The organism is Mycolicibacter nonchromogenicus, assembly GCF_002101775.1.
GTDB lineage: Bacteria > Actinomycetota > Actinomycetes > Mycobacteriales > Mycobacteriaceae > Mycobacterium > Mycobacterium nonchromogenicum.
This window is the reverse complement of the sequence record NZ_LQPI01000039.1, coordinates 35855-59248: the sequence shown is the minus strand read 5'-3', so window position 1 is coordinate 59248 and position 23394 is coordinate 35855. Positions and strand designations below refer to the sequence as shown.

Sequence of the window (23394 nt, the reverse complement as noted above, 5' to 3'; positions counted from 1 at the left end):
TCGCAGTGTCAAAGAACCCGTTTTGCCGGGGTTACTGAGATATTCGTGCTGGTCACAGCGTATTGTGACGCACACCTCGCTGTAACGCGTTCTAATTTTGTTCTAATCGTCGGACATCAGTTCGGACGCGGAGAACGTCCGGGCCGGGTCCCGGCCGGCGAAGTAATTGGCCAGGGTCCCGGAGAGTGTGGCCGGATCCCACGCCTGCCCGTCCGCGCTGAACTTGCGTTCCACCGTCGGCGCGGCCATCAGGGTGACCTCAGGTCCGTAGACCACGAACACCTGACCGCTGACCGCCGCCGAGGCCGGGGACGCCAGGAACCGGACCAGGGTCACCACGTGCTCGGGCGACAGCGGGTCGATCTCGCCCTCACCCAGCTGGGCCTCGCCGAACACCCCGGCGGTCATCGCGGTGCGGGCCCGCGGGCAGATCGCGTTGGCAGTCACCCCGTAGCGGCTCAGCGCCCGGCTGGCCGACAGCGTCAGCGCGGTGATGCCCGCCTTGGCGGCGCCGTAGTTGGCCTGCCCGACCGGGCCCATCAGGCCGGCCTCCGACGAGGTGTTGATGATGCGGCCGTAGACGGCGCCGGACTCCGTCTCCTTGGCCTTCTGGCGCCAGTAGGCCGCGGCATTGCGGGTCAGCAGGAAATGGCCACGCAGGTGGACGGCGATCACGGCGTCGAAGTCCTCGTCGGACATGTTGAACAGCATTCGGTCACGGGTGATCCCGGCGTTGTTGACGACGATGCTCAGCCCGCCCAGACCGTCGGCGGTGCTGACGAGTTCGTCGGCCGTGGACCGCTGACTGATGTCACCGGCCACCGGTACGCCCTTGCCGCCGGCGGCGGCGATCTCGTCGATGACATCGGAGGACTCCAGTGCCGGCGCGATGTCGTTGACGACCACCGTCGCCCCGGAGCGCGCCAACCCGATCGCCTCTGCTCGGCCCAGGCCGGCGGCCGCGCCGGTCACCACTGCGACCTTGCCGGTCAGATCGATCGTGTTGTCAGTCATGCACGCTCCTTATGCGTCACCGGCGCGCTCGTCGGCACCGGCGGTTATGAATACCTCTAGTCTTGGCCAGTCGGAGGCTAGTCGTCGACCCGGCGCAGCGCGGCCCGCGGGCACTCGGCGATAGCCTGCTCCGCGTGGGCTTCCCGGTCGGCCGGGATCGGGGCGAGTTTGACCTCCGCCTGCTCGTCATCGTTCAGATCGAACAGGTCGGGGTCGATTCCGACGCAAATCGCGTTGCCCTCGCAACGATCCAGGTCTACCTCAACTCGCATGACATTCTCCTGTAAGGGCCGTGCGCCGACCGAGCGTTTCCGGCCGCCGTCATCCACTAGTGTCACCATACGATCTGACAGCTCTTCCACCCGAGCCGCTAGGGCCGTTGGACCCCGGGACTAGAACGTGTTACAACGGCTGTCGGACCAGAATCTTATCGTGACACCGATCACCAGCGAAGGACTCCCCCGATGCAGATCAGCTACACGCCGGCCCAAGAAGAGCTGCGCAGCGAACTGAGGTCCTACTTCACCACGCTGATGACACCAGAGCGTCGTGAGGCTCTCAGCTCGACCCAGGGCGAGTACGGCACCGGCAACGTCTACCGGGAGACCGTGGCCCAGATGGGGAAGGACGGCTGGCTGACGCTGAGCTGGCCGAAGGAGTACGGCGGACAGGCGCGTTCGCCGATGGATCAGCTGATCTTCACCGACGAGGCCGCGATCGCCGGTGCCCCGGTGCCGTTCCTGACCATCAACAGCGTCGCGCCGACGATCATGGCGTTCGGCACCGACGAGCAGAAGAAGTTCTTCCTGCCCAAGATCGCCGCCGGCGAGCTGCACTTCGCGATCGGTTACTCCGAGCCGGGCGCCGGCACCGACCTGGCCTCGCTGCGCACCACCGCGGTACGTGACGGCGACGAGTATGTGATCAACGGCCAGAAGATGTGGACCTCGCTGATCGCCTACGCCGACTACGTGTGGCTGGCGGCCCGCACGAACCCGGAGGCCAAGAAGCACCGCGGCATCTCGATGTTGATCGTGCCCACCACCGCCGAGGGATTCTCCTGGACCCCGGTGCACACCATGGCCGGCCCGGACACCAGCGCCACCTATTACCAGGACGTGCGGGTGCCGGTGACCAACCTGGTCGGCGAGGAGCACGCGGGCTGGAAGCTGGTCACCAACCAGCTCAACCACGAGCGCGTCGCGCTGGTCTCCGCGCAGCCGATCTTCGTGGCCCTCGACGAGGTCCGCCAGTGGGCTCAGAACACCAAGGACGCTCACGGCAACCGGATCATCGACTCGCAGTGGGTGCAGCTCAACCTGGCACGGGTGCTGGCCAAGGCCGAAGTGCTCAAGCTGATCAACTGGGAGCTGGCCTCATCCGACAAGGCCGCACCCTCCCCGGCGGACGCCTCGGCGGCGAAGGTCTTCGGCACCGAGCTGGCCACCGAGGCCTACCGCCTGCTGATGGAGGTGCTCGGCACCGCCGCCACCGTGCGCCAGGACTCCCCCGGCGCACTGCTGCGCGGACGGGTGGAGCGGATGCACCGGGCCTGCCTGATCCTGACGTTCGGCGGCGGCACCAACGAGGTGCAGCGCGACATCATCGGCATGGTGGCCCTGGGCCTGCCCCGGAACCGCTGACCCACATACCCAAGGACTTTGGAGGCAAGGACTCATGGACTTCACCACTACCGAAGCATCTGACGACCTCTCGGGTCTGGTCGGCACCATCGTGGACTCGGTGTGCACGCCGGAGCACCAGCGCGAGCTCGACGCACTGCAGCAGCGCTTCGACACCGAACTGTGGCGCAAACTGATCGACGCCGACGTCGTGTCCAGCGCGGCCGCCGAGCCGCTCGGCGGCGGAGGGTTCGGCGTGCTGGAACAAGCGGCGATCCTGACCGCGCTCGGCCGCCAGCTGGCCGCGGTGCCCTATCTGGAGTCGGTGGTGCTGGCCGCCGAGACTCTGGCCAAGTTCGGCTCCGCAGAGCTGCAGCAGGCCTGGGGCGCTCCGGCCGTGGCCGGGACGAAGATCCTCACCGTCGCGCTCGACGGGGAGATGGGCGAGGGCCCGGTCCGGGCGGCCGCCGCGGGTGACGGGTACCGGCTCACCGGCACCCGCACGCAGATCGGTTTCGCTTCGGTCGCTGACGCCTTCCTGGTGGCGGCCGAAACCGATTCGGGTGCAGCGGTGTTCCTGATCGACTCCGCCGATCCCGGTGTGACCGTGACTTCGCTGGCCACCACCGGTCGCGGCAGCGTGGGCCACTTGGAGCTGTCCGGAGTCGAGGTGGAGGCCGGCCGCCTGGTGGGTGGGGCCGACGTGCTCGACCACCTGGTCAATGTGGCGGCCCTGGGCCGCAGCGCCTACCAGCTGGGAGTGTTGGAGCGCGGCCTGGCCCTGACTGCCGAATACGCCCGCGAGCGCGAGCAGTTCGACAAGCCGATCGGCAGCTTCCAGGCGGTGTCGCAGCGGCTGGCCGACGGCTACATCGACGTCAAGGGGCTGCGGCTGACGCTGACCCAGGCGGCGTGGCGGGTCAGCGAGGGTCTGCCGGCGACCACCCAGGTGGCCACCGCCGCGTTCTGGGCGGCCGAGGCCGGCCACCGGGTGGCGCACAGCATCGTTCACATTCACGGCGGCGTCGGTATCGACATCGACCACCCGATCCACCGCTACTTCCTGGCCGCCAAGCAGACCGAGTTCGCGCTCGGCGGCGCCACGGGACAGCTGCTGGCGATCGGCCGCGAACTGGCCGAAACGCCTGCGTAGTTGGCTGGGCCGGGCGGCTCAGCGGTTCAGGGCCTCCCCGAACGACACGTGGAATCCCGGCAGATCGGTCAGGGGCACGGTGGCGTCGTAGGTCCGCTCGTATCCGGTGTGGCTGAGCTTCCAGCCGTCGGCGGTACGGCGGTAGGTGTCGTGGTAGAAGCCTGCGCCGATCAGCATCAGGTTGACGTCGGGAACGATCACCCGGTCCTGCAGGTACCAGATTCCGGTGGCGGTGTCCGGGCCGGTGAGGTCGATCTCGGGATGGTTGACCCGGTGCTCGGTGATCACGTTGCCGGGAAGCGAGTTGCGCATGAACTCCACCAGCGAGTCACGGTCGTCGAACGTGTGCTTGCTGCCCATCGACTGGCCGTAGGCGGCGGTGACGTCTTCGGCCAGGGTGGCCGCGAAGTCGTCCCAGTGCTTGGTGTCCAAGGCCCGCAGGTAGCGGTACTTGACTGCCTTGATGGCGTCGATGTCGGCGATTTTCTTCAGGGCGGCTATGGCGTCTGCGGCGTTGAAGGCCTGCGAATCAGTCACCGCTCTATTGCATCACTAATCTGATCACCATGTCAGCCCCAGCCCCCCTCGACGAACAGTCCACCGTCACAGCACTGCTGGCGCAGCTGGCCGAAGTGGACGACCGCGGCGTCTTCTTCGAGGACACCTTCGTCAGCTGGCGAGACCACATCGCCGCCGGTGCCCGACTCGGCGCCGCGCTGCGAGCCCGCCTCGATCCGGATAAGCCGCCGCATGTCGGTGTGCTGCTGGGCAATACGCCGTTCTTCTCGACGATGCTGGTGGCGGCGGCACTGACCGGCATCGTGCCGGTGGGCTTGAACCCCACCCGCCGGGGCGCGGCGCTGGAGCGCGACGTGGCCCACGCCGATTGCCAGCTGGTACTGGCCGACAACACCGCCGACGTCACGGTCTCAGGCATGATCGATGTCGAATCACCCTCGTGGGAATCGGAATTGGCCGGATATGACGACACGCCGGTGTCCTTTCGGGACGCCGATCCCGACGAGCTGTTCATGCTGATCTTCACCTCGGGTACCAGCGGCGACCCGAAGGCCGTGCGCTGCACGCAGTGGAAGGCGGCGTTCCCGGGGATAATGCTCTCGCAACGATTCGGTTTGGGCCCGTCGGACGTCTGCTACCTGTCGATGCCGCTGTTCCACTCCAACGCGGTGATGGCGGGCTGGTCGGTGGCGGTGGCCGCCCGCGCGTCGATCGCGTTGCGCCGCAAATTCTCTGCCTCCGGTTTCCTTTCCGACGTGCGCCGCTTCGGCGCCACCTACGCCAACTACGTGGGCAAACCGCTGTCGTATGTGCTGGCCACTCCAGCAGCACCCGACGACGCCGACAACCCGCTGCGACTGCTTTACGGCAACGAAGGTGCGCCCCGGGACCTGGAACGGTTCGCGGCCCGGTTCGGGTGCACCGTGATCGACGCCTTCGGCTCCACCGAGGGGGGTGTGGCGATCGGGCGCACCCCGGACACCCCGCCCGGGGCACTGGGGCCACTGGTGGACGGCAACACCATCATCGACGTCGAGACCGGCGAAGAGTGCCCGCCCGGAGTGGTCGGGGAGCTGGTGAATGCCAGTGGGCGCGGCCAATTCCGCGGCTACTACCGCGATCCCGAGGCCGAGGCGGAGCGGATGGCCGGCGGGATCTATCACTCCGGCGACCTGGCCTACCGTGACGAGGCCGGCTACGCCTACTTCGCCGGCCGGCTCGGCGACTGGATGCGGGTGGACGGCGAGAACCTGGGGACCGCCCCCATCGAGCGGATTCTGCTGCGCCACAACGCTGTCGCCCAAGTGGCGGTATATCCCATCCCGGACCCCGCAGTGGGCGATCAGGTGATGGCCGCACTGGTGCCGGCCCGAGGGGCGTCGTTCGACGTCGACGACTTCCGCGCATTCCTGGCCGAGCAGCCCGACCTGGGCCCCAAGCAGTGGCCGTCCTATGTACGGGTGGCCGCGGAGTTGCCGCGTACCGAGACCTTCAAGGTGCTCAAGCGGGTGTTGTCCGCCGAGGGCACCGAGTGTGCCGATCCGGTGTTTCGGATCTCCCGATAGTCGCTCCTGTTGGTGCCGGCCGGCTCAGGAGATGACATCCCAGCCTTGGCTCGGGTCCCCATTGCAGTAGCGGGTGGAGACCCACGTTCCGGGCCCCGGTCCGCCGAGGACGGTGAGGCAGTACCAGCCCGTGTCATTCTTGACCTGGCCGTTGGGGTCGAAATTCCAGTCTTGAGGCCACATTCCGGCACACGGTCCGAGATGCGCGAACACGCTCATCTCCGCCGTATTTGTGGCAGCTACCGCCGGGTTGATCAGGCACCCCCCGGGGAAGGCCACGTTCTGCAGCTGCTTGCCGTTGCGGTACCAGCGCTGGGTGTCCGAATCACCGCAGGGGTTGATCACCACCGCAGCGAAATAGTTCGCGCTGGGGGCGTCCAGACAGAAGTCGCCGAGCCGGCTGCGCAATGTGACCGGGCCGTCGGCGGCTGCGACGCCGGCGATCCCCACCGCGACGGCCAGCACCGTCCCGGCAACCACAAGAGCCCGGCCAGCAACGGCCATCGACTTCAACGGATGCATGGTTCGCTCCCTCTTCTCGGCCGCGGCGGCGCCGATCCAGCCACTCCTATCACCATGACCGCAGTTCATGGGCCGCAAACGCCTAAATCCCCGCGGGTGCCGCCGCACCGAGGTGTTGCACGCCGGCCGCACCGTCGAGGTCCGGATCCGGCATTCCCCCCCCATTTCGGAAATTCGGGCGTATAACTACACCATTGGGCGGCTCCCGTCGCCTTCTTGGCCCATCATCCGACAGTCGCCCAGCACAGTGCCGAATCCTGGACCTTCCTCACCGCCCCAACTGGCCCCCGCACCGGCCCTGCGGTGCGCGCAGGTAGCCGACCGATTGGTACTGCTGGACCTCTCCACGGGTGTCTACGACGTGGTGGACGAGATCGGCACCGCCATGTGGGTCCAGCTCACCCGGCCACCGGCAGAGCGCGACTTCGCCGCCCTTGCCGAAACCTATGGAGTGCCGGCGGCTGCCGTGGCTGCCGACACCGCCGACTTCGCCGCGTCGCAGATGGCCGCCGGCAGATTGGTCCCCGCCCCGCACCGCACGCCGCCACCTGCCGCCGTCCGGGCAGCGCGACGCAGGCCAACGATCATGCGCGCCTTGGCCGAAAGGGCCGCCGCGGACCGCGACCTGCGAAAGAGTTTCGCTTCCGCCTACTGCAAGCGCACCCGCCCACTCGCCGACCCCACCGAGCCGCGGGCTGACGTGCGGCTGACGACACAGCGCTTCTTCACCGCCGAGGGCCTCTATCCCGCCCGCCAGGCGCCGCTGGACTGTCTACCGCGTTCGCTCGCCCTGACCAGCTTTCTTCGCGCAGCCGGCTGGCCGGCCCAGCACGTGATAGGCGTGGCGCTGTATCCCTTCGAAGCCCATGCCTGGGTGGAGTTGGACGGCGTCGCGCTCAACGAGAGTGATTCCGCCCTGCACCGTTTCACCGTTATCCAGCGGGCATGATGCCACCAGCCCTGCAGGGATTCCTGGTATCGCTGCCCACCGAGGCGGGGGCACCGATACAGGGCTGGCCGCAGTACGAGGCGGTCGGCGACGCCGCGGTCTGGTTTCACGGCTACCTCGCGCATCCGGCGCCGCTGCGCGCCACGTTGAATCTCTCCCCCTCGGCGTCGTTCGGCCAGATCGTGGAAGCCGGGCTTCGGCGGTGGCAGACCGACACCGTCGAGCACATCATCGGCGAATACGCGGCAGTTGTCGTGAACGGGCCCGACGCCGTACTGATCGGGGATCGGATGGGCCTGCGGCCGCTGTACTACGCCGCACGGCCGAGCGGAACCGTGGTGTCGACCGACTTAGCAGCCCTGGCCCGCGAAACCCAGGCCTGGCGCGACGTGGACGACGAGTACCTGGCCGACCTGTTCAGCACCGGCATGCATCTGGGCCCGCACACCCCGTACCGCGGCATACGACGGCTGCAGGTGGGCCAATTCGCCACCTGCAACGCCGGCCGCCCCCGGCTGCGCGGCGGGTGGCGACCAACGACGGATCCCATTGACGAGGGATTCGGCGCCCATCAAGAACTGTTGAGAGAGACCGTCGAGGGTGCTGTCGCGGGAGCGTTGTCCGCCGACGGCGCCCAGGCGGTGGAGTTGTCGGGCGGCCTGGACACCTCGACGGTCTTGGCTGCCGCCACCGGTATGGCACCGGTGGCGGCGCTGAGCTTCATCCATCCCGGCTACCCGGGCAGCGATGAGTCGGCGTGGATGAAGGCCGCCCTGGAGACGACTCCGGCCTCGTGGCATCCCATCGACGCCGCCGAGCACGGCACCTTCACCGCCGGACCGGAACTGGGCGTCTTCCTGCCGGCGCCCACGCGCCGAATCATCAACTGGGCTCCGAGCGCCGCGCAAGAAGCCGTCGGGCGAGACTTGGGCCTATCGACTCTGCTGACCGGGGAGGGCGGCGACGCGGTGTTCTTCGCGGGCCTGCTGCCCTGGTACCTGGCCGACTTACTGCGGACCGGACAGCTGCTGCAACTACGGCGCGAAACGCTGCGGTGGAGTGCCGAGTCCGGACTCGGACGCTCCGCCGCGTTCTGGCTGCGCCGCGCGGCACTGGAAGGACGGCGCCGATGGCGACGCGGACGGACCCTTGCGCTACAACCGTCGGCGCACATCGCCGAAGCCGCGCCCTGGCTACGCCGCGACTACGTCGAGGGCCATGACCTGCAACGCCGCGCGCAGGTCACCACAACGATCCGGGCGCAGACAGTCCACGGTCAGGCCGTTGTGGAGAACGTGTTGCGCGGCGCGGAGTTCGCCCGAAGCCGCCACCAGTTCCCTGCGGCCACTTACGAACTGCGGCATCCACTGCTGGCGCCACCGGTGATCGACTTGGCGCTTGCCACGCCGTGGAACATCGCGGTGGATCCGCGGGTGGACCGAGCGGTACAGCGGTACGCCTTCGCGGGACTGGTCAGCGAGCAGGTCCTTCGGCGGCGCTCGAAACCGATCGCGGACGAGGCGATGCTGCACGGGTTCGAACGCCACCCGCGTTGGCGGGAGTTCCTGGGCGAGCGCCCCGAGCTCGTGGAGCGCGGCTACGCCGACACCGGCGCATGGACCGATGCGCTGCGCGCCACCGGGCGCATCGGCGCGGTCGCACAGTTCTACACGGCAATCCAGATCGAGATCTGGCTGCGCCACCTGCATCATGCGGGCGCTCCCGCCCTCCTGACCGGAGCCTCCGGGGCGGTTAGACGTTGATTCGTCCAAACACCCCGTCTCGCTCGGCGGCGACAAGTACACTTTCGTAGGCCAAGCCCGCGCGTAACCGATCATTGGAGGTCGTCCATGCGCTCCTACTCGCCCCCGCAGGTCGTCCGTATCGGAGACGTCCGCGCCACCACACAGGGCAGCGGAAACTACCTGTCGGACAGCAGCACCGGCTACGGCTACATGGGTTGGTACCAGCGCAGTTTCGACACTCCCGACACCGCGGCACCGCTGCCCCCACGCGACTGAGCACCCCTGGCGGGCCGCCTCGCCGCAGCGGTCAGTCGAGCGCGGCGGCCCGACGGGTCGCCTCCTTTACCTGAGCGCTGCGCTCGAGTAGGGCGGAGTCCGCGTTGTCGGCGTCATACAGCTGCTTGTACAGGCCACCACGATCCATCAACTCCGCATGGGTGCCCTGTTCCACGGCTCTGCCGTGGTTCAACACGATGATCCGATCGGCCACTGCCGCAATGAAGTCCATGTCGTGGCTGATCACCAGACAGGTGCGGGCATCGGCGTATTCCCGGATCACGGCGGTCACGCGGGCTCGCTGATCGGCATCCAGGTTCTCCGTCGGCTCGTCGAGCAGCAGTACCTGCGGCCGGCGAAGTAGGCACCGCGCGAAGGCGATCAGCCGCTTCTGCCCTCCCGACGGCACCTCGACGTCCATGACGGTGTCGTAGCCGTCCCGCATTTTGGCCGGGTCGACGATCACCGCATGGACGTGGGCCGATCGGCAGGCGTCTTCGATGTCACTGTCGCCGGCATCGTGTCTGCCCAGTCGAACATTCTGTCGGATGGTGTCCTTGAGATAGAACGGGAACTGCGCCAGTTTGGACACCTGTTCGCGCAACGAGTGCAACGTCACCTCACGGATATCGTTGCCATCCAGAAAAATCCGGCCACGCTGCGGTTCAAGGAAACGGAGCAGCAGGTTGAAGACAGTGGATTTTCCTGATCCGATCGGTCCGACCAGCGCCACCGTCTCACCCGCGGCGACCGAGAATGACAGCCCGTTCAGAACCTGCTGTTGCGGCGAATAGCCGAAGCACACGTCCTCGAACACCACATCACCCCTGATCTCGGGCAATGCGACGGCGTCGGGGAGTTCCCGCACCGTCGGCTCGGTGTCGAGCAGATCGTAAGTCGAGGCCACATGGGGCAGGATCGACTGGTAAGTCGTATACGCCAGCACCATTCGCTGCACGGCCGCAAACATCGTCGGCACATACGCGACGAACACCACCAGGCCGGCGAAGCTGAGACCCCACCGGCCGCCCCACGCGATCCCGCTCACGAGCACCAAGACGGTGCTCAGCGCGATAAAGACCTGAACGCCGTTGGTCGATGCCTGCATCCAGACCCGCATCGCGGCCATGTTCTTCGTCGCCGACGTCGCCGATTCGCCGAACATCTCGCTGCGGCGGCGCTGGGCGTTGAACACCTGAATCTCCGAGATACCACTGGCGGTCTCGGCCAATTCCGCACTCATCGCCCGATTTGCCATCATGGCGCGTTGCGTCACCACCTGGAGCCTGCTGCCCGCGTAGCGCAGAGCCGTGAGCGCGAGGGGCGCAAGAACCAGCGACACCACCGTCATCTGCCAGGACAGCGTCAGGAGGTACCCGAGCGCGAGGACCAACACCACCGCGTCGACAACCGGTGGGAGGACGCAGTCGGTCAACAACCGCTGGACACAGGGCGCCTCCAGTTGCACACGCTGAATCAGGGCACCGCTGCGCGTGCCGACAAAGAAGTCCAGGGACAGCGATTGAACGTGGTCGTGTACGCGTTGCAGAATCGCGGCCAGAAGTCTGCGCTCGACATGCGCGCCGATCCACGCGTTGACGAAACCCAGCGCTTGCGCCAGCACCAAAGCACCCGCCCAAACACTCAGCAGTACGGTGAAATTCAGTGGTGTCGTCAGCCAGTCGAGCGGGCCGGAGGCGGCACCGCTCTCACGACTCAGCAACGCACCCTGCATTCCCCATACATCCGAGAGGTTCCCGTTCATCCCTGCGACGGCTACGGCCTGCATCAGCGGGCCGAAGGCAGCATTGGACACAAAGGGCAGCGCCGTGACGAACAACCCCAGCACGACGCAGCACAGCACCGACCCGCGGACCGCGTGCAGCATGGTCAAACTGCGGCGTATGTACATCGACCCGCTCCTCGATCACGATTCCGCGTCCACGATGACAGAATGGCATCCGCTGACGGGTGGGTTCTCCGCGATCTCCGTTCGCTGCGCCGTGCAGCGCTGATCAGCAAAAACCACGCATCACGTTCACGCACCGGTGAGATGATCTCTGGGTGCCCCTTCACCAGCCAACCGGCCGCCGCACGCCGCACGCCTTCACGACACCCCTGACCGCAGCTGTCATTGCCGCACTTTCGGTGTCGACGGCTTCCTGCGGAAACACTGAATCGCACGTCGCGATGGGTCATCAGCTCGTGGTCACCTCGACGGCGCTGACTTCCGCCAGTCCATCGCCGGCTGCCGGCCAGGACTCGCAGATCTCCAACGGAAAGAGCTATACCGTCACGATCGCTCCCTTGGAGGGAGCCACCGCCGACGGCAGGGGCCACTGGCACGCCGAAGTCGGCCGGATATCCGATGGCGACCCACGGGTGGCCGAGACGTTCAACAAAGCCGGCAACGCATCGGCCCGCTATCAGATCGATCAGGTGCGTGCGGACGCCGATGCGAATTCTTCGTGGAGCCTTGAGATTCGGCCGGCTGTGACGTTTCGGCCCACCGCGATCGCCCAGGTTCTCAGCGGCGTCTACTACGCCAAAGGCGCAGCGCATCCGACCAACTATGTGAGCACGGTCGTCATCGACAGTCGCAGCGCCAAACCGATCACGCTGCGCGATCTGTTCAACGACGAGCAAGATGGCCTCAACCGGCTTTCTGAGCAGACCAAACGGATCTGGCCGACCGTCTACGGCGGAGGCGAGCCGATGTCCGACGAACCGGGCAACCGCCCCATCGCGGAGAACTTCGCGAACTGGATTCCGACCGCCGAGGGGCTCGAAATCCATTTCGCCGACTACCAGTTCGGACACGGCTCGCCGGTCATCACCGTGCCGTGGTCATCGCTGACCGATGTGCTGGCACCTGACATGACGGCACTCGCGCAGCGCTGAAACCGCTGTCAGAACAGGTCGTAGGACTCGCGGGAGATCACGAAGCCGTGGCCCTCCCGGTTCTCGCACCTGATGCCGGACGCCTCGCTGGTGCACACATGCGTGGCCGAGCGGTCACTCTGACCGTAGTTGAGGGTTCTCGCAGTCGGCTCGAACGTCGTGTCACCGGCACAGACGAACTCGGCCCTGCCGGTGGCGGCGATGTTGATGCCCTGCCCGTACCCGGTCTGGCTCGGGCAGTCCGCCGGCCGCGGCGGCGGCGACCAATCACGTTCTTTGATGTCGCACCGGACATGGTCCGGCGGGTACATCAGGCACGAGATGTTTCCGCTCGGGGATTTGAAGAAATGCAGATCCTCGTCCGCCAGCGCAGGCGGCGCCATGCCGAGCACCGAAGTGACCAGGGCCGCGGCCGCACCGAGCGCTGCTTTCATGCTGCCCCAAGATAGCCGAAAATAGACGACCGTAAGGTTTTACGCGAATCTTTCTGCTCGCACGGCCTTGAGGGTCCGGATTCGGCCGGTTGTCCACCTATCGTGGGCTCGCGACGCGCTGCACGCCGACAGGTCCGACACTCCGCCGTCGTCATCCGCATTCCACGCCCACCGCAGGCAATACTGAGCCAATGCATGTTGCCCGCCGCGTGCTCGCCGCGATCCTGGCCGCCGCCGCCGGCGTGGCCCTGGCCTCCCCCGCCTCCGCAGAGCCGTTACAGGCCAGCTTCGCGCAGCTGGCCAACACCATTCCGGGCAACGTGGGTATCGCCTATGCGCCGGTCGGACAGAACCAGGTGGCCACGCTGGGTTCTCTGCAGAGCGGCGTCGCGTGGTCGACCATCAAGGTCCCGCTGGCGATTGCGGCGCTACACGCCAACCGCCCGAACGCTGCCGACCTGGCCGCGCGGGCCATCACGGCGTCCGACAATGACGCCGCCGAGCAGTTGTGGTCCTCACTGGGTCCGGCACCCCAGGCGGCGCAACAGGTGCAGGCCGTGCTGCGGGCCGGCGGCGACGCCGGCACCGCGGTTGAATCCCGGCGACTGCGTCCTGAGTTCAGCGCCTTCGGCCAGACCCAGTGGCCGCTGGCCCGCCAAGCGGTGTTTGCCGCCCATCTCCCCTGCATGTCCGCTGCCGCCGCAACCGTCTACAGCCTGATGCGCAACACCGTTCCCGACCAGCGTTGGGGGCTGGCCGGCATCGGCGCCCCGACCAAAGGCGGCTGGGGCCCCGGCCGGGGCGGCGGCTATCTGGTGCGGCAGTTCGGCGTCGTCGGCACGCCGGCCGGGTTGCTCGCGGTGGCGCTGGCCGCCGAACCCAAGGACGGCAGCTTCGGGTCCGGGATTGCGGCGCTCAACCAGATGACCGAGTGGCTCAGTGCCCACGCCGCCGAGCTACCGGGGGGCCGCTGCGGCGGGTAGTTTGGCGTTAACACCGTGTTACCCGCCAGTAGGAGACACCCATGCCCGCTCCATCCGCCGCAGACTTCGACCGGCTGCGTCAACTGTGCGCCATCGATGACCTGGAAAGCCGTGCGACCCGGACCATCGACGAGGTCTTCACCGGCAAGCCGCTGACCACCATCCCGGTCGGCAACGCCGACGACGTGACAGCGGCGTTCGCCAAGGCCCGGGCCGCGCAGCGCACTTGGGCGGCGCGCAGCGTCAAAGAGCGCAGCGCGATCATCGAGCGCTACCGCGACCTGGTGATCGCCAACCGGGACTTCCTGATGGACGTCTGCCAGGCGGAGACCGGCAAGGCGCGTTCGGCCGCTCAAGAGGAAATCCTCGACATCATGCTCAACGCGCGCTACTACGCGCGCCAGGCCACCAAGTTGCTGGCCTCCAAGCGGGTGCCGGGACTGCTGCCCGGGATCGTCAAGACCGTGATCAACTACCACCCGAAGGGCGTGGTGGGCGTGATCGCGCCGTGGAACTACCCGATGACGCTGTCGATCTCCGATGCCATCCCGGCCCTGCTGGCGGGCAACGCGGTGGTGGTCAAGCCCGACAGCCAGACCCCCTACTGCACGCTGGCCAACGTCGAACTGCTGTATCAGGCCGGCCTGCCGCGCGACTTGTTCGCGGTGGTGCCCGGGCCGGGATCGGTGGTCGGCACCGCGATCGTGCAGCAGTGCGACTATCTGATGTTCACCGGCTCCAGCGCCACTGGCCGCACCCTGGCCGAGCAGTGCGGCTCCCGGTTGATCGGTTTCTCCGCCGAGCTGGGCGGCAAGAACCCGATGATCGTGACCAAAGGCGCCGACCTGTCCGAGGTGGCCAAGGCAGCCACCCGCGCCTGCTTCTCCAACGCCGGACAGTTGTGCATCTCGATCGAGCGCATCTACGTCGAACGCGATGTCGCCGAGGAGTTCGCCGCGAAGTTCGCCGAGCAGGTCCGCGCCATGAAGCTCTCTGCCGCCTACGACTTCACCGCGGACATGGGCAGCCTGATCTCCGAAGACCAGATCAAGACCATTTCCAACCACGTTGACGACGCGAAAGCCAAGGGCGCCAAGGTGGTCGCCGGCGGCAAAGCCCGCCCCGACATCGGGCCGCTGTTCTACGAGCCGACGGTGCTGACCGACGTCACCGACGAGATGGAGTGCGCACGCAACGAGACGTTCGGGCCGGTGGTCTCCATCTACCCCGTCGACTCCGTCGAGGAGGCTATCGCGAAGGCCAACGACACCGAGTACGGTCTGAATGCCAGTGTCTGGGCCGCGACCAAGGCGCAGGGTGAGGCGATCGCCGCACGCATCAAGTCCGGCACCGTCAATGTCGACGAGGGCTACGCGCTGGCCTTCGGCAGCGTCGCCGCGCCGATGGGCGGCATGAAGGCCTCCGGGGTGGGCCGTCGCCACGGAGCCGACGGGATCCTCAAGTACACCGAGCCGCAGACCGTCGCCACCGCCCGTGTCCTGAATCTGGACCCGCCGCTGGGGATCTCGACGCCGTTGTGGCAGAAGCTGCTGACCCCGATGATCCGGGTGGTGCAGGCACTGCCGGGACGGTAGCGCTCAGCGCCGGCCGGTCCGGTTCTTCCCCCGGTCGATGTCGCGCTCCAGCTCCGCCAGCGCCGGTTCGATCGCGTCGGCCATCTTGTGGATGTCCTCGGCGACTTCCGGCGTGGTCACGAACCCGAAGTCGAGGTGTTCGCGGTAGGAGAAACAGGTGATGTTCAGCGCCACGTCCATAACCGGCGGACCGAGCGGCACCAGTGACTCCAGCTCCGCCCCGGCCATGTAGATCGGAAACGGCGGGCCCGGCACGTTGGAGACGACGAGATTGATCGGGGCCAGCCGGTTGGCCAGCCCGGTCGCGGTGTAGGCACGCGCGGCCAGCTGCACCAGCCCGGGTGGGGTGGTGTCGGTCAGTCCCATGATCTGGTGCGCCGAGAGCGCCTTGGCCATCTGTTTGGCGCTCTGAGTGTTGGCGTGAATCGTCTTGAGCCGCTGGGCCGCTCCCTCGATGTCTGTCGCCATCGACACGGTCATCGAGCTGACCTGGTTGCCGACCTCGCCCTGACTTTCCTCGGTACGGGTCGACACCGGGATCTGGGCCACCAGCGCCTTGTCCGGCAGTTCGCCACGCTCCCGGAGATACTCGCGGACGGCGCCGGCGACCATGGCCAGCACCACGTCGTTGAGCTTGACTCCGTAGGCATCCTTGACGGCTTTGACCCGGGCCAGCTCGACGCGCGTGGCGCTGATCCGGCGGTGCGGCGACACGCTGGCGTTGAACCGGGTCACCGGCGCGTCGAAGTAGCGCGGAGGCTTGCGGGGCAGCCCCAGTCCGACCGTGGCGATCTGCTGGCGCACGGTCTGCTGCAGCAGTCGGCCGATCCGATAGGGCGTCTTGACCGTGACGTTGACCAATTCCTCGAGGACGCGGCGCTCGTAGCTGGGCATGGTGGCCCCGTTCGAGGACCCGACCGTCTCGGGGTCGGGCGGCCTGGGCTCCGGGGTGACGTCCAGCATGATCTCGAACAACCCCGCGCCCGAGACACCGTCGACGATCGCGTGATGCATCTTGGTCAGGGTTGCGACCCGGCCGCCGCTGACGCCTTCGATCACCCACATCTCCCACAGCGGGCGGGAGCGGTCCAGCTTGTAGGACATCAGCCGGCCCACGAGCTCTTCCACCTCGCGACGCCCGCCGGGGGCGGGAACGCCGATGCGCCGCAGGTGGAAGTCGATGTCGAGGTTCTCGTCCTCAACGAACCACGGGCGGTCCAGTCCCAAGGGGGAAGGAGTGACCCGCCAGCGCAGCTGCGGCAGTTGTGGCAGCCGCTCGATCAGCAGCTGACGGACCCGCTCGAAACTGTAGTTCGGCGCATTGGTCGTGTCGCAGATCGCCAGCCCACCGACGTGCATGTGCCAGCCAGGGGTTTCACCGGACCAGAACGCGGCGTCGACGCCCGAAAGTCGTTGCATCGACAGAGACTAGCTCGGACACCGGTTCGCCGGGAGCGGCTCACCGTCAAAAGATTTGGTGAATCTAGCTCTCGGCTGCCACATGCTTGGCGTGCACCTCGTCGGCGGGACGGGCTTCGGTCTGTTCCTTGGCCCAGCGGTAGTCGGGCTTGCCGGCCGGGGAGCGCTTGACCTCGTCGACGAACCACAGACTGCGGGGCACCTTGTAGCCGGCGATCTCGGTACGCGCGCAGGCGTTGATCTCCTCGAGCGACGGCCGGGCATCTCCGCGCGCCTGCACCACCGCCGCCACATGCTGGCCGTAGCGGGGGTCGGGCACCCCGACCACCAGCGCGTCGAATACGTCGGGGTGGGTCTTGAGGGCGGCCTCGACCTCCTCGGGGTAGATCTTCTCGCCACCGGAGTTGATCGACACCGACCCGCGGCCCAGCATCGTCACGGTGCCGTCGGCCTCGACCTGCGCGAAGTCGCCGGGGATCGCGTAACGCACGCCGTTGATGGTGCGGAACGTCTCGGCGGTCTTCTTCTCGTCCTTGTAGTAGCCGACCGGGATGTGGCCCCGCTTGGCGATGATGCCCCGCACGCCCGAGCCCGGCTGGACCTCGTTGCCGTCCTCGTCGAGCACCACGGTGTTCTTGTCGATGGTGACCCGGGGGCCACCGGTGTGCTCTTCGCCCTTGGCGACGATGCTGGTGCCGCCGAAACCGGTCTCCGAGGAGCCGATGGAGTCGGTGATGATCCGGTTGGGCAACAGCTCCAGCAGGCGTTCCTTGATGCTCGGGCTGAACAGTGCCGCGGTGGAGGCCAGCAGGAACAGCGACGACAGGTCGTATTCGTTGCCGGCGTCCTGATGGGCCAGCAGCGCATCCAGCAGCGGGCGCGCCATCGCGTCACCGGTGAAGAACAGCAGGTTGACCTTGTGTTCCTCGATCGTGCGCCACACCGCGTCGGCGTCGAACTCCGGTGCCAGCACCACCGTCTGCCCGCTGAACAGCGACATCCAGGTCGCCGACTGCGTGGCGCCGTGGATCATCGGCGGAATCGGCAGACGGACCATCGGCGGGTTGGCGGCGGCCTGCTTGGCCAGGTCGTACTCGTCGGCGATCGGCTCACCGGTGGCGAAGTCGGTCCCGCCGAACAGCACCCGGTAGATGTCCTCGTGGCGCCACATCACGCCCTTGGGGAATCCGGTGGTTCCGCCGGTGTAGAGCAGGTAGATGTCGTCGGCGCTGCGGGGTCCGAAGTCACGCTCCGGTGAGCCCTGTGCCAGCGCGGCCTCGAACTCCACGCCCCCGTAGCGCTGGTAGTCCAGATCGCTGCCGTCCTCGACCACCAGGATGGTCTTGACGTTCGGGGTGTCGGGCAGCACGTTGGCGACCCGGTCGGAGTACTGGCGTTCGTGCACCAGGGCGACCATGTCCGAGTTCTCGAACAGGTAGCGCAGCTCACCCTCGACGTAGCGGAAGTTGATGTTGACCAAGATGGCGCCGGCCTTGATGATGCCGAGCATCGCAACGACGATCTCGTTGCGGTTGCGGCAGTACAGGCCTACCTTGTCGTCCTTCTTGACGCCCTGGTCGATGAGGTGATGGGCCAGCCGGTTGGCCTTCTCCTCCAGCTGCGCATAGGTCAGCTGTTCCGTGCCGCAGATCAGGGCAACCCGATCCGGTACGGCGTCGATGGCGTGTTCGGCTAAGTCGGCGATGTTGAGAGCCACAACACACAAACTAGAACGTGTTACATTTCGATTTCAAGTCGAGGATCCAACCCGGAAAGGCGGACGCCGGTGTCCGAGTCGTCAGAGCAGCCCCACGCCCTCATTGAGCAGCGCGGACACACCCTGATCGTCACCCTGAACCGGCCGGAGGTGCGCAACGCCCTTTCCGGCGAAATGCTGGCGATCATGGTTGAGGCGTGGGACCGCGTCGACAACGACGACGAGATCCGCAGCTGCATCCTGACCGGAGCGGGCGGCTACTTCTGCGCCGGCATGGACCTCAAGTCCGCCAACAAGAAGGCGCCCGGCGACTCCTTCAAAGACGGCAGCTACGACCCGTCGCGCATCGACGGCCTGCTCAAGGGCCGCCGCCTGACCAAGCCGCTGATCGCCGCGGTGGAGGGCCCGGCCATCGCCGGTGGCACCGAGATCCTGCAGGGCACCGACATCCGCATCGCCGGTAAGAGCGCCAAGTTCGGCATTGCCGAGGCCAAGTGGAGCCTGTACCCGATGGGCGGCTCCGCGGTGCGACTGGTCCGCCAGATTCCCTACACCATTGCCTGTGACCTGCTGTTCACCGGTCGGCACATCACCGCCGACGAAGCGAAGGAGATCGGCCTGATCGGCCATGTGGTCGAGGACGGCCAAGCCCTGACCAAGGCACTGGAGATCGCCGAACAGATCAACAACAACGGGCCGCTGGCGGTGCAGGCGATCCTGCGCACCATCCACGAGACCGAAGGCCTGCACGAGAACGACGCGTTCAAGATCGACACCAAGATCGGCATCAAGGTTTTCTTGAGCGAGGACGCCAAAGAGGGTCCGCGGGCGTTCGCCGAAAAGCGCAAGCCGGAATTCAAGAACCGCTGATGCGGATCGCAGTCACCGGCGGCACCGGCTACCTCGGCGCCCACACCGTCAAGACGCTGCTGGAAGCCGGGCATTCGGTTCGGCTGCTGGTCGCCCCGGGCTGCGGCGACGAGCCCATCATTCCCCGGCTGGGTGAGCTGGGGACCCTCGAGGTGCTCGACGGCGACATCCGCGACACCGCGGTGGTGGCGGCGCTGCTGGACGGCTGCGACGCGGTGCTGCACGCCGCCGGGGTGGTCGGCACCAACGACCGCCAGGAAAAGTTGATGTGGGACATCAACGCCTACGCCACCGAGGCGATCCTGACCCGTGCCGTGGCCGCCGGCCTGGACCCGGTGGTGTCGGTCAGCAGCTACAGCGCGCTGTTTCCGCCGCCGAACGGGATCATCGGCCCGGACTCGCCCACCGTGCCCGGGCGCAGCGCCTACGCCCGCACCAAGGCCTACGGCGAGCGGGTGGCCCGCCGGCTGCAGGACGAGGGCGCGCCTGTCGTGGTGACCTATCCCTCCAGCGTGGTCGGCCCGGCGTTCCACACCGCTCCGGGCGTCACCGAACGCGGCTGGGCGCCGATCGTGAAGTACCGGGTGGCGCCGGTGGTGCGCGGCGGCATGGCAATGGTCGACGTCCGCGACATCGGACTGGTGCACGAGGCGCTGATGCGGCCCGGCCGCGGACCGCACCGCTACCTGTGCGGCGGGATCATGGTCAGCTTCGACGAGATGATCGCCGCGGTGGAGCAGGGCCTGGGCAAGCCGGTGCGGCGAATCCCGGTGGCCCCCGGCGTGTTCAAGGGCATCGGCCGGGTCAGCGACCTGGCCAGCAAGCTGCTGCCGCTGCCGGAGTCACTGAGCTACGAGGCAGCCTGGCTGCTGACCTCGGCCACTCCGACCGACGACTCGGCCACGCTGGCCGATCTGGGCCTGACGTGGCGGTCGCCGACCGAGGCGATCATCGAGTCGCTGCGGGCGCACTGATCCCTTCGCGGGCCTTCGCGGGCCTTTGTCCGGCCGTCTCGCGCCGCCCACGCCCGACCGTCTCGCGCCTTTGCCCGACCGTCTCGCGCCTTTGCCCGACCGTCTCGCGCCTTTGCCCGACCGTCTCGCGCCGAGCGTGTAATCAGCCCGAATTTTCGGGCGATTTCTCGGTCTGAGTACACGCTCGGCATAGGTGGACGATCTTGTCGGTGTCGGTGTGCAGACTCCCGCCATGGGAGAACCCGGCCAACCATTCCTAGGTAGCGAAGCCGTAGCCGCAGCGCGGTTGACCAAGTACGCGCTCAGCAGCCGATTCACCGCGATCCATCCCGACGTCTATGTGCCGCGGGTAACGGAGCCCACCGCCGCGCTGCGGGCGCACGCCGCGTGGTTGTGGTCTCGACGGCGCGGGGTGATCGCTGGGCAATCCGCCGCCGCCCTGCACGGCGCGAAGTGGGTCGAAGACCGTGCTCCCGCCGAGTTGCTCTATGACTGCCGCCGGCCGCCCAAGGGTGTCCACACCTGGTCGGACCGCATCGGTGACGACGAGTTCCGCATTGTTGCGGGCCTTCCCGCCACCACGCCCGCCCGGACCGCGTTAGACCTCGCCTGCCGTTATCCGCTGGGAAAGGCCGTGGCGGCCATCGACGCGCTCGCCCGGGCCAGCGATCTCAAGATCGCCGATGTCGACGTGCTGGCCGAGCGCTACCGCGGCCGGCGAGGGATCCGCCGTGCGCGCAAGGCGCTGGAACTCGTCGACGCCGGCGCCGAATCTCCCCGCGAAACCTGGTTGCGGCTGTTGCTGATTCGGGCGGGTTTCCCACCCCCGCAGACCCAGATCCCGGTCTACGACGCGTGGGAGCAACTGGTCGCAGTGCTGGACATGGGCTGGGAGGACATCAAAGTCGGCCTGGACTATGAGGGCGACCACCACCGCACGAGCCCGCGGCAATTCAACAAGGACATCCGCCGCCACGAGACGGTCACCGGTCTTGGCTGGATCGATCTGCGGATCACACGCGAAGACACCGAAGGCAGCATCATCGGCCGTGTCCGCGACGCGTGGGCTCGTCGAACGTGTAATCAGTCAGCGAAATCCGCGAATTTTCGCGTCTGATCACACGCTCGCCGTCCGGGCGGCTACGCCAGCACCGGCTTGCTCGGGGTGAACACCACCGGCATCGCCTCCAAGCCGCTGACGAAGTTCGCCGGGCGCAGCGGCAGCGCGTTGTCAGATGCCAGCCGCAGATCGGGCAGCCGTTGCAGGATCCGCTGCGTCATCAGCCGCAGTTCCAGCCGGGCGAGCTGGTTGCCCAGGCAGAAATGGGTGCCGAAGCCGAATGCCACGTGACTGTTGGGATCGCGGGTGACGTCGAAACGTTCCGGCTCTTCGAACACCGACTCGTCGAAGTTTGCCGACTCGAACAGCAGCAGCATCTTCTCGCCCTCGCGCAGCTGCGTTCCGTGGAACTCGAAGTCGCGGGTCAGGGTGCGGCACATGTTCTTCACCGGCGAGGTCCACCGCAGCATCTCCTCGATCGCCACCGGCACCCGATCGGGATCGCTGCGCAGCAACTCCCACTGATCGCGGTGACGCAGCAGCTGCTCCGTGCCGCCGGAAAGGGTGTGCCGGGTGGTCTCGTCGCCGCCGATCAGGATCAACAGCGTCTCGAACACGATCTCGTCGTCGCTCATCCGCTGCCCGTCCACCTCGGCGTTGACCAGGATGGAGAACAGGTCGTCGGCGGGCTCGGCTCGGCGTTTGCCGATCAGGTCCATGGTGAACGCGGTGTAGGCGCTGAACGCCTCCATCACGGCCTGGAAGGTGGCCGATTCCGGGTCGAGGTGCGAACTCAGCCCGCACACCAGATCATCGGACCACTTGAGCAACATGCCGCGCTGTTCGGGCAGTACGCCGAGCATGTCACCGATCACCGCCATCGGAAGCGGGGCGGCGATATCGCGCACGAAGTCGCACTCCCCGCGCTCGCAGACCGCGTCGATGAGGGTGTCGCACAACGTCTCGATGGACGGCAGCTGGGCATGCACCCGTTTGCGGGTGAATCCGGCGTTGACCAGCTTGCGGCGCAACAGGTGCGCGGGATCGTCCATGTCGATCATGTAGGGAAAACCCGGCTGGTCCGGACGGATGCCGCCGGCGTTGGAGAACACCTCGGGCGTACGTTCCGCGTCGATCACGGCCTGATAGGTCGACGCCGCGGCCAGCCCGTTGCGGTCCCGGAACACCGGCTCGTTGGCCCGCATCCACGCGTAGGCCCTACGCGCGCCCCCGTCGGCGTAGAACGTGCCGTCGGTCAGATCGACGTCCGGCTTGGTGGCCGGCAACGCATCGGCCGTTACCTCGGTCATGGGCGTCCTCCGGATTACAGTGACAGGCATGGCTCTTTCACAGCACACCATCGCTGGCACTGTGCTTACCATGCCCGTTCGCATCCGTCATGCGGACGTGCATTCCGCAATGTTCTCGGTGCCGGCGGATGCCGCGCAGGCGATGATCGACTACAGCGGGCTGCAGGTGTTCCAGCAGCAGCCGGGACGCGCCGTGGTCAATCTGATGCTGGCCCGCTATATCGACGGCGACCTCGGCCGCTACCTGGAGTTCGGCACGGCGGTGATGGTCAACCCGCCCGGCACCGAGGCCAGCGGCTGGCGAGCACTGGGTTCCGCCGGGGCGTTCATCCACCACCTGCCCGTCGACCAAGCGTTTACGTGCGAGGCGGGCCGGACCATCTGGGGATTCCCGAAGATCATGGCGGACTTCACTGTTCGCGACGGCCGGCAGTTGGGTTTCGACGTCGCCGCCGACGGCCAGCACATCGCCACCATGGAGTTCGGTCGCGGGCTGCCGGTGCCGGGACTGTTCACATCCCGGCCGCGGGTTCTGCAGGCATTCAGCCACCTCGACGGCGTCACCCGCCAAGTGCCTTGGGAGATGCGGGTTTCGAAGGCGCGCGGGTCGCTGGGCGGCACCACGTTGCGGCTGGGCACCCATCCCTACGCCCGCGAGCTGGCCGCACTGGGCCTGCCGAAACGGCCGATGATGTCGTCAACGGTGGGCCGCGTCGAGATGACCTTCGGCGACGCCGCAGTGGTTAACGCCTGAGTCTGGGCGTCA

Annotated in this window: 22 protein-coding genes; 13 read left to right on the top strand and 9 right to left on the bottom strand. The window is 67.2% G+C overall.

Annotation, left to right across the window (positions count from 1 at the left end; translation table 11 throughout):
• Positions 1 to 102 precede the first annotated feature (102 nt).
• Together AWC18_RS08560 and AWC18_RS08555 are read right to left on the bottom strand one after the other, a co-directional pair.
• On the bottom strand, positions 103 to 1014 hold the full coding sequence (locus AWC18_RS08560) for a 3-oxoacyl-ACP reductase (RefSeq protein WP_085138410.1): 912 nt from the start codon (positions 1012 to 1014) through the stop codon (positions 103 to 105).
• A 77-nt stretch (positions 1015 to 1091) separates the two neighbouring features.
• A complete protein-coding gene (locus AWC18_RS08555) occupies positions 1092 to 1286 on the bottom strand; it encodes a ferredoxin (protein ID WP_064998184.1) in 195 nt (64 codons plus the stop codon).
• Positions 1287 to 1478: 192 nt separating this feature from the next.
• On the opposite strand from AWC18_RS08555, the gene AWC18_RS08550 reads away from it, so the two are divergent.
• Positions 1479 to 2657, top strand: coding sequence for an acyl-CoA dehydrogenase (locus AWC18_RS08550; protein ID WP_064998069.1), 1179 nt, complete (start codon positions 1479 to 1481; stop codon positions 2655 to 2657).
• Between the two features lie 34 nt (positions 2658 to 2691).
• Complete coding sequence (locus tag AWC18_RS08545; protein ID WP_064998068.1) at positions 2692 to 3789, top strand: acyl-CoA dehydrogenase family protein; 1098 nt, start codon at positions 2692 to 2694, stop codon at positions 3787 to 3789.
• An 18-nt stretch (positions 3790 to 3807) separates the two neighbouring features.
• Here the strand turns inward: AWC18_RS08545 and AWC18_RS08540 are convergent, their stop codons facing one another.
• Entirely contained in the window at positions 3808 to 4326 is a 519-nt protein-coding gene (locus AWC18_RS08540) for a nuclear transport factor 2 family protein (RefSeq protein ID WP_420093320.1), read from the bottom strand.
• Positions 4327 to 4355: 29 nt separating this feature from the next.
• Between AWC18_RS08540 and fadD17 the strand changes: the two genes are divergently transcribed.
• A complete protein-coding gene (gene fadD17 / locus AWC18_RS08535; RefSeq protein WP_085138409.1) occupies positions 4356 to 5873 on the top strand; it encodes a long-chain-fatty-acid--CoA ligase FadD17 in 1518 nt (505 codons plus the stop codon).
• A gap of 24 nt (positions 5874 to 5897) precedes the next feature.
• Here the strand turns inward: fadD17 and AWC18_RS08530 are convergent, their stop codons facing one another.
• The gene (locus tag AWC18_RS08530; RefSeq protein WP_064998066.1) at positions 5898 to 6395 is read right to left on the bottom strand and encodes an Rv1419 family lectin; all 498 of its coding nucleotides are present in this window, start codon (positions 6393 to 6395) and stop codon (positions 5898 to 5900) included.
• 325 nt (positions 6396 to 6720) lie between these two features.
• Here AWC18_RS08530 and AWC18_RS08525 point away from each other — a divergent pair, with 325 nt between their 5' ends.
• The 3 genes from AWC18_RS08525 to AWC18_RS21060 all read left to right on the top strand — a co-directional run bounded on the left by AWC18_RS08525 (position 6721) and on the right by AWC18_RS21060 (position 9365).
• Positions 6721 to 7344 carry a lasso peptide biosynthesis B2 protein gene (locus tag AWC18_RS08525; RefSeq protein ID WP_064998065.1) on the top strand — a complete coding sequence of 208 codons (624 nt, stop codon included), beginning with the start codon at positions 6721 to 6723 and terminating at the stop codon, positions 7342 to 7344.
• Entirely contained in the window at positions 7341 to 9107 is a 1767-nt protein-coding gene (locus tag AWC18_RS08520) for an asparagine synthase-related protein (protein WP_085138407.1), read from the top strand. Before AWC18_RS08525 ends, AWC18_RS08520 begins: the two co-directional genes overlap by 4 nt.
• Before the next feature lie 87 nt (positions 9108 to 9194).
• Complete coding sequence (locus AWC18_RS21060; protein WP_109560027.1) at positions 9195 to 9365, top strand: lasso RiPP family leader peptide-containing protein; 171 nt, start codon at positions 9195 to 9197, stop codon at positions 9363 to 9365.
• Positions 9366 to 9396: 31 nt separating this feature from the next.
• On the opposite strand, the gene AWC18_RS08515 is transcribed toward AWC18_RS21060, so the two are convergent.
• Positions 9397 to 11277, bottom strand: a complete 1881-nt coding sequence (locus AWC18_RS08515) for an ABC transporter ATP-binding protein (protein ID WP_085138406.1) — start codon at positions 11275 to 11277, stop codon at positions 9397 to 9399.
• A gap of 278 nt (positions 11278 to 11555) precedes the next feature.
• Here AWC18_RS08515 and AWC18_RS08510 point away from each other — a divergent pair, with 278 nt between their 5' ends.
• On the top strand, positions 11556 to 12266 hold the full coding sequence (locus tag AWC18_RS08510) for a DUF3298 domain-containing protein (protein ID WP_234784461.1): 711 nt from the start codon (positions 11556 to 11558) through the stop codon (positions 12264 to 12266).
• 8 nt (positions 12267 to 12274) lie between these two features.
• Here the strand turns inward: AWC18_RS08510 and AWC18_RS08505 are convergent, their stop codons facing one another.
• On the bottom strand, positions 12275 to 12700 hold the full coding sequence (locus tag AWC18_RS08505; protein ID WP_064998062.1) for a DUF6636 domain-containing protein: 426 nt from the start codon (positions 12698 to 12700) through the stop codon (positions 12275 to 12277).
• 191 nt (positions 12701 to 12891) lie between these two features.
• Between AWC18_RS08505 and AWC18_RS08500 the strand changes: the two genes are divergently transcribed.
• Both AWC18_RS08500 and AWC18_RS08495 read left to right on the top strand, forming a co-directional pair.
• Positions 12892 to 13683, top strand: coding sequence for a serine hydrolase (locus tag AWC18_RS08500; RefSeq protein WP_234806467.1), 792 nt, complete (start codon positions 12892 to 12894; stop codon positions 13681 to 13683).
• 41 nt (positions 13684 to 13724) lie between these two features.
• Positions 13725 to 15278, top strand: a complete 1554-nt coding sequence (locus tag AWC18_RS08495) for a succinic semialdehyde dehydrogenase (protein WP_064998061.1) — start codon at positions 13725 to 13727, stop codon at positions 15276 to 15278.
• 3 nt (positions 15279 to 15281) lie between these two features.
• Here AWC18_RS08495 and AWC18_RS08490 read toward each other — a convergent pair whose 3' ends face one another.
• Positions 15282 to 16697: a WS/DGAT/MGAT family O-acyltransferase gene (locus AWC18_RS08490; RefSeq protein ID WP_064998060.1), complete on the bottom strand. Its 1416-nt coding sequence runs from the start codon at positions 16695 to 16697 to the stop codon at positions 15282 to 15284.
• Between the two features lie 64 nt (positions 16698 to 16761).
• Complete coding sequence (gene fadD19, locus AWC18_RS08485; RefSeq protein ID WP_085138405.1) at positions 16762 to 18414, bottom strand: medium/long-chain-fatty-acid--CoA/3-oxocholest-4-en-26-oate--CoA ligase; 1653 nt, start codon at positions 18412 to 18414, stop codon at positions 16762 to 16764.
• A 69-nt stretch (positions 18415 to 18483) separates the two neighbouring features.
• Between fadD19 and AWC18_RS08480 the strand changes: the two genes are divergently transcribed.
• From AWC18_RS08480 to AWC18_RS08470, 3 genes are all read left to right on the top strand, one after another.
• The gene (locus AWC18_RS08480) at positions 18484 to 19284 is read left to right on the top strand and encodes a crotonase/enoyl-CoA hydratase family protein (RefSeq protein WP_064998058.1); all 801 of its coding nucleotides are present in this window, start codon (positions 18484 to 18486) and stop codon (positions 19282 to 19284) included.
• A complete protein-coding gene (locus AWC18_RS08475; protein ID WP_085138404.1) occupies positions 19284 to 20258 on the top strand; it encodes an NAD-dependent epimerase/dehydratase family protein in 975 nt (324 codons plus the stop codon). The genes AWC18_RS08480 and AWC18_RS08475 overlap by 1 nt, the downstream gene beginning before the upstream one ends.
• Positions 20259 to 20490: 232 nt before the next feature.
• Positions 20491 to 21375 carry a type IV toxin-antitoxin system AbiEi family antitoxin gene (locus tag AWC18_RS08470; protein ID WP_085138504.1) on the top strand — a complete coding sequence of 295 codons (885 nt, stop codon included), beginning with the start codon at positions 20491 to 20493 and terminating at the stop codon, positions 21373 to 21375.
• 23 nt (positions 21376 to 21398) lie between these two features.
• On the opposite strand, the gene AWC18_RS08465 is transcribed toward AWC18_RS08470, so the two are convergent.
• Positions 21399 to 22628: a cytochrome P450 gene (locus AWC18_RS08465; RefSeq protein WP_085138403.1), complete on the bottom strand. Its 1230-nt coding sequence runs from the start codon at positions 22626 to 22628 to the stop codon at positions 21399 to 21401.
• A gap of 28 nt (positions 22629 to 22656) precedes the next feature.
• Between AWC18_RS08465 and AWC18_RS08460 the strand changes: the two genes are divergently transcribed.
• Entirely contained in the window at positions 22657 to 23382 is a 726-nt protein-coding gene (locus tag AWC18_RS08460) for an acetoacetate decarboxylase family protein (RefSeq protein WP_109560026.1), read from the top strand.
• The last annotated feature ends 12 nt before the right edge of the window (positions 23383 to 23394 follow it).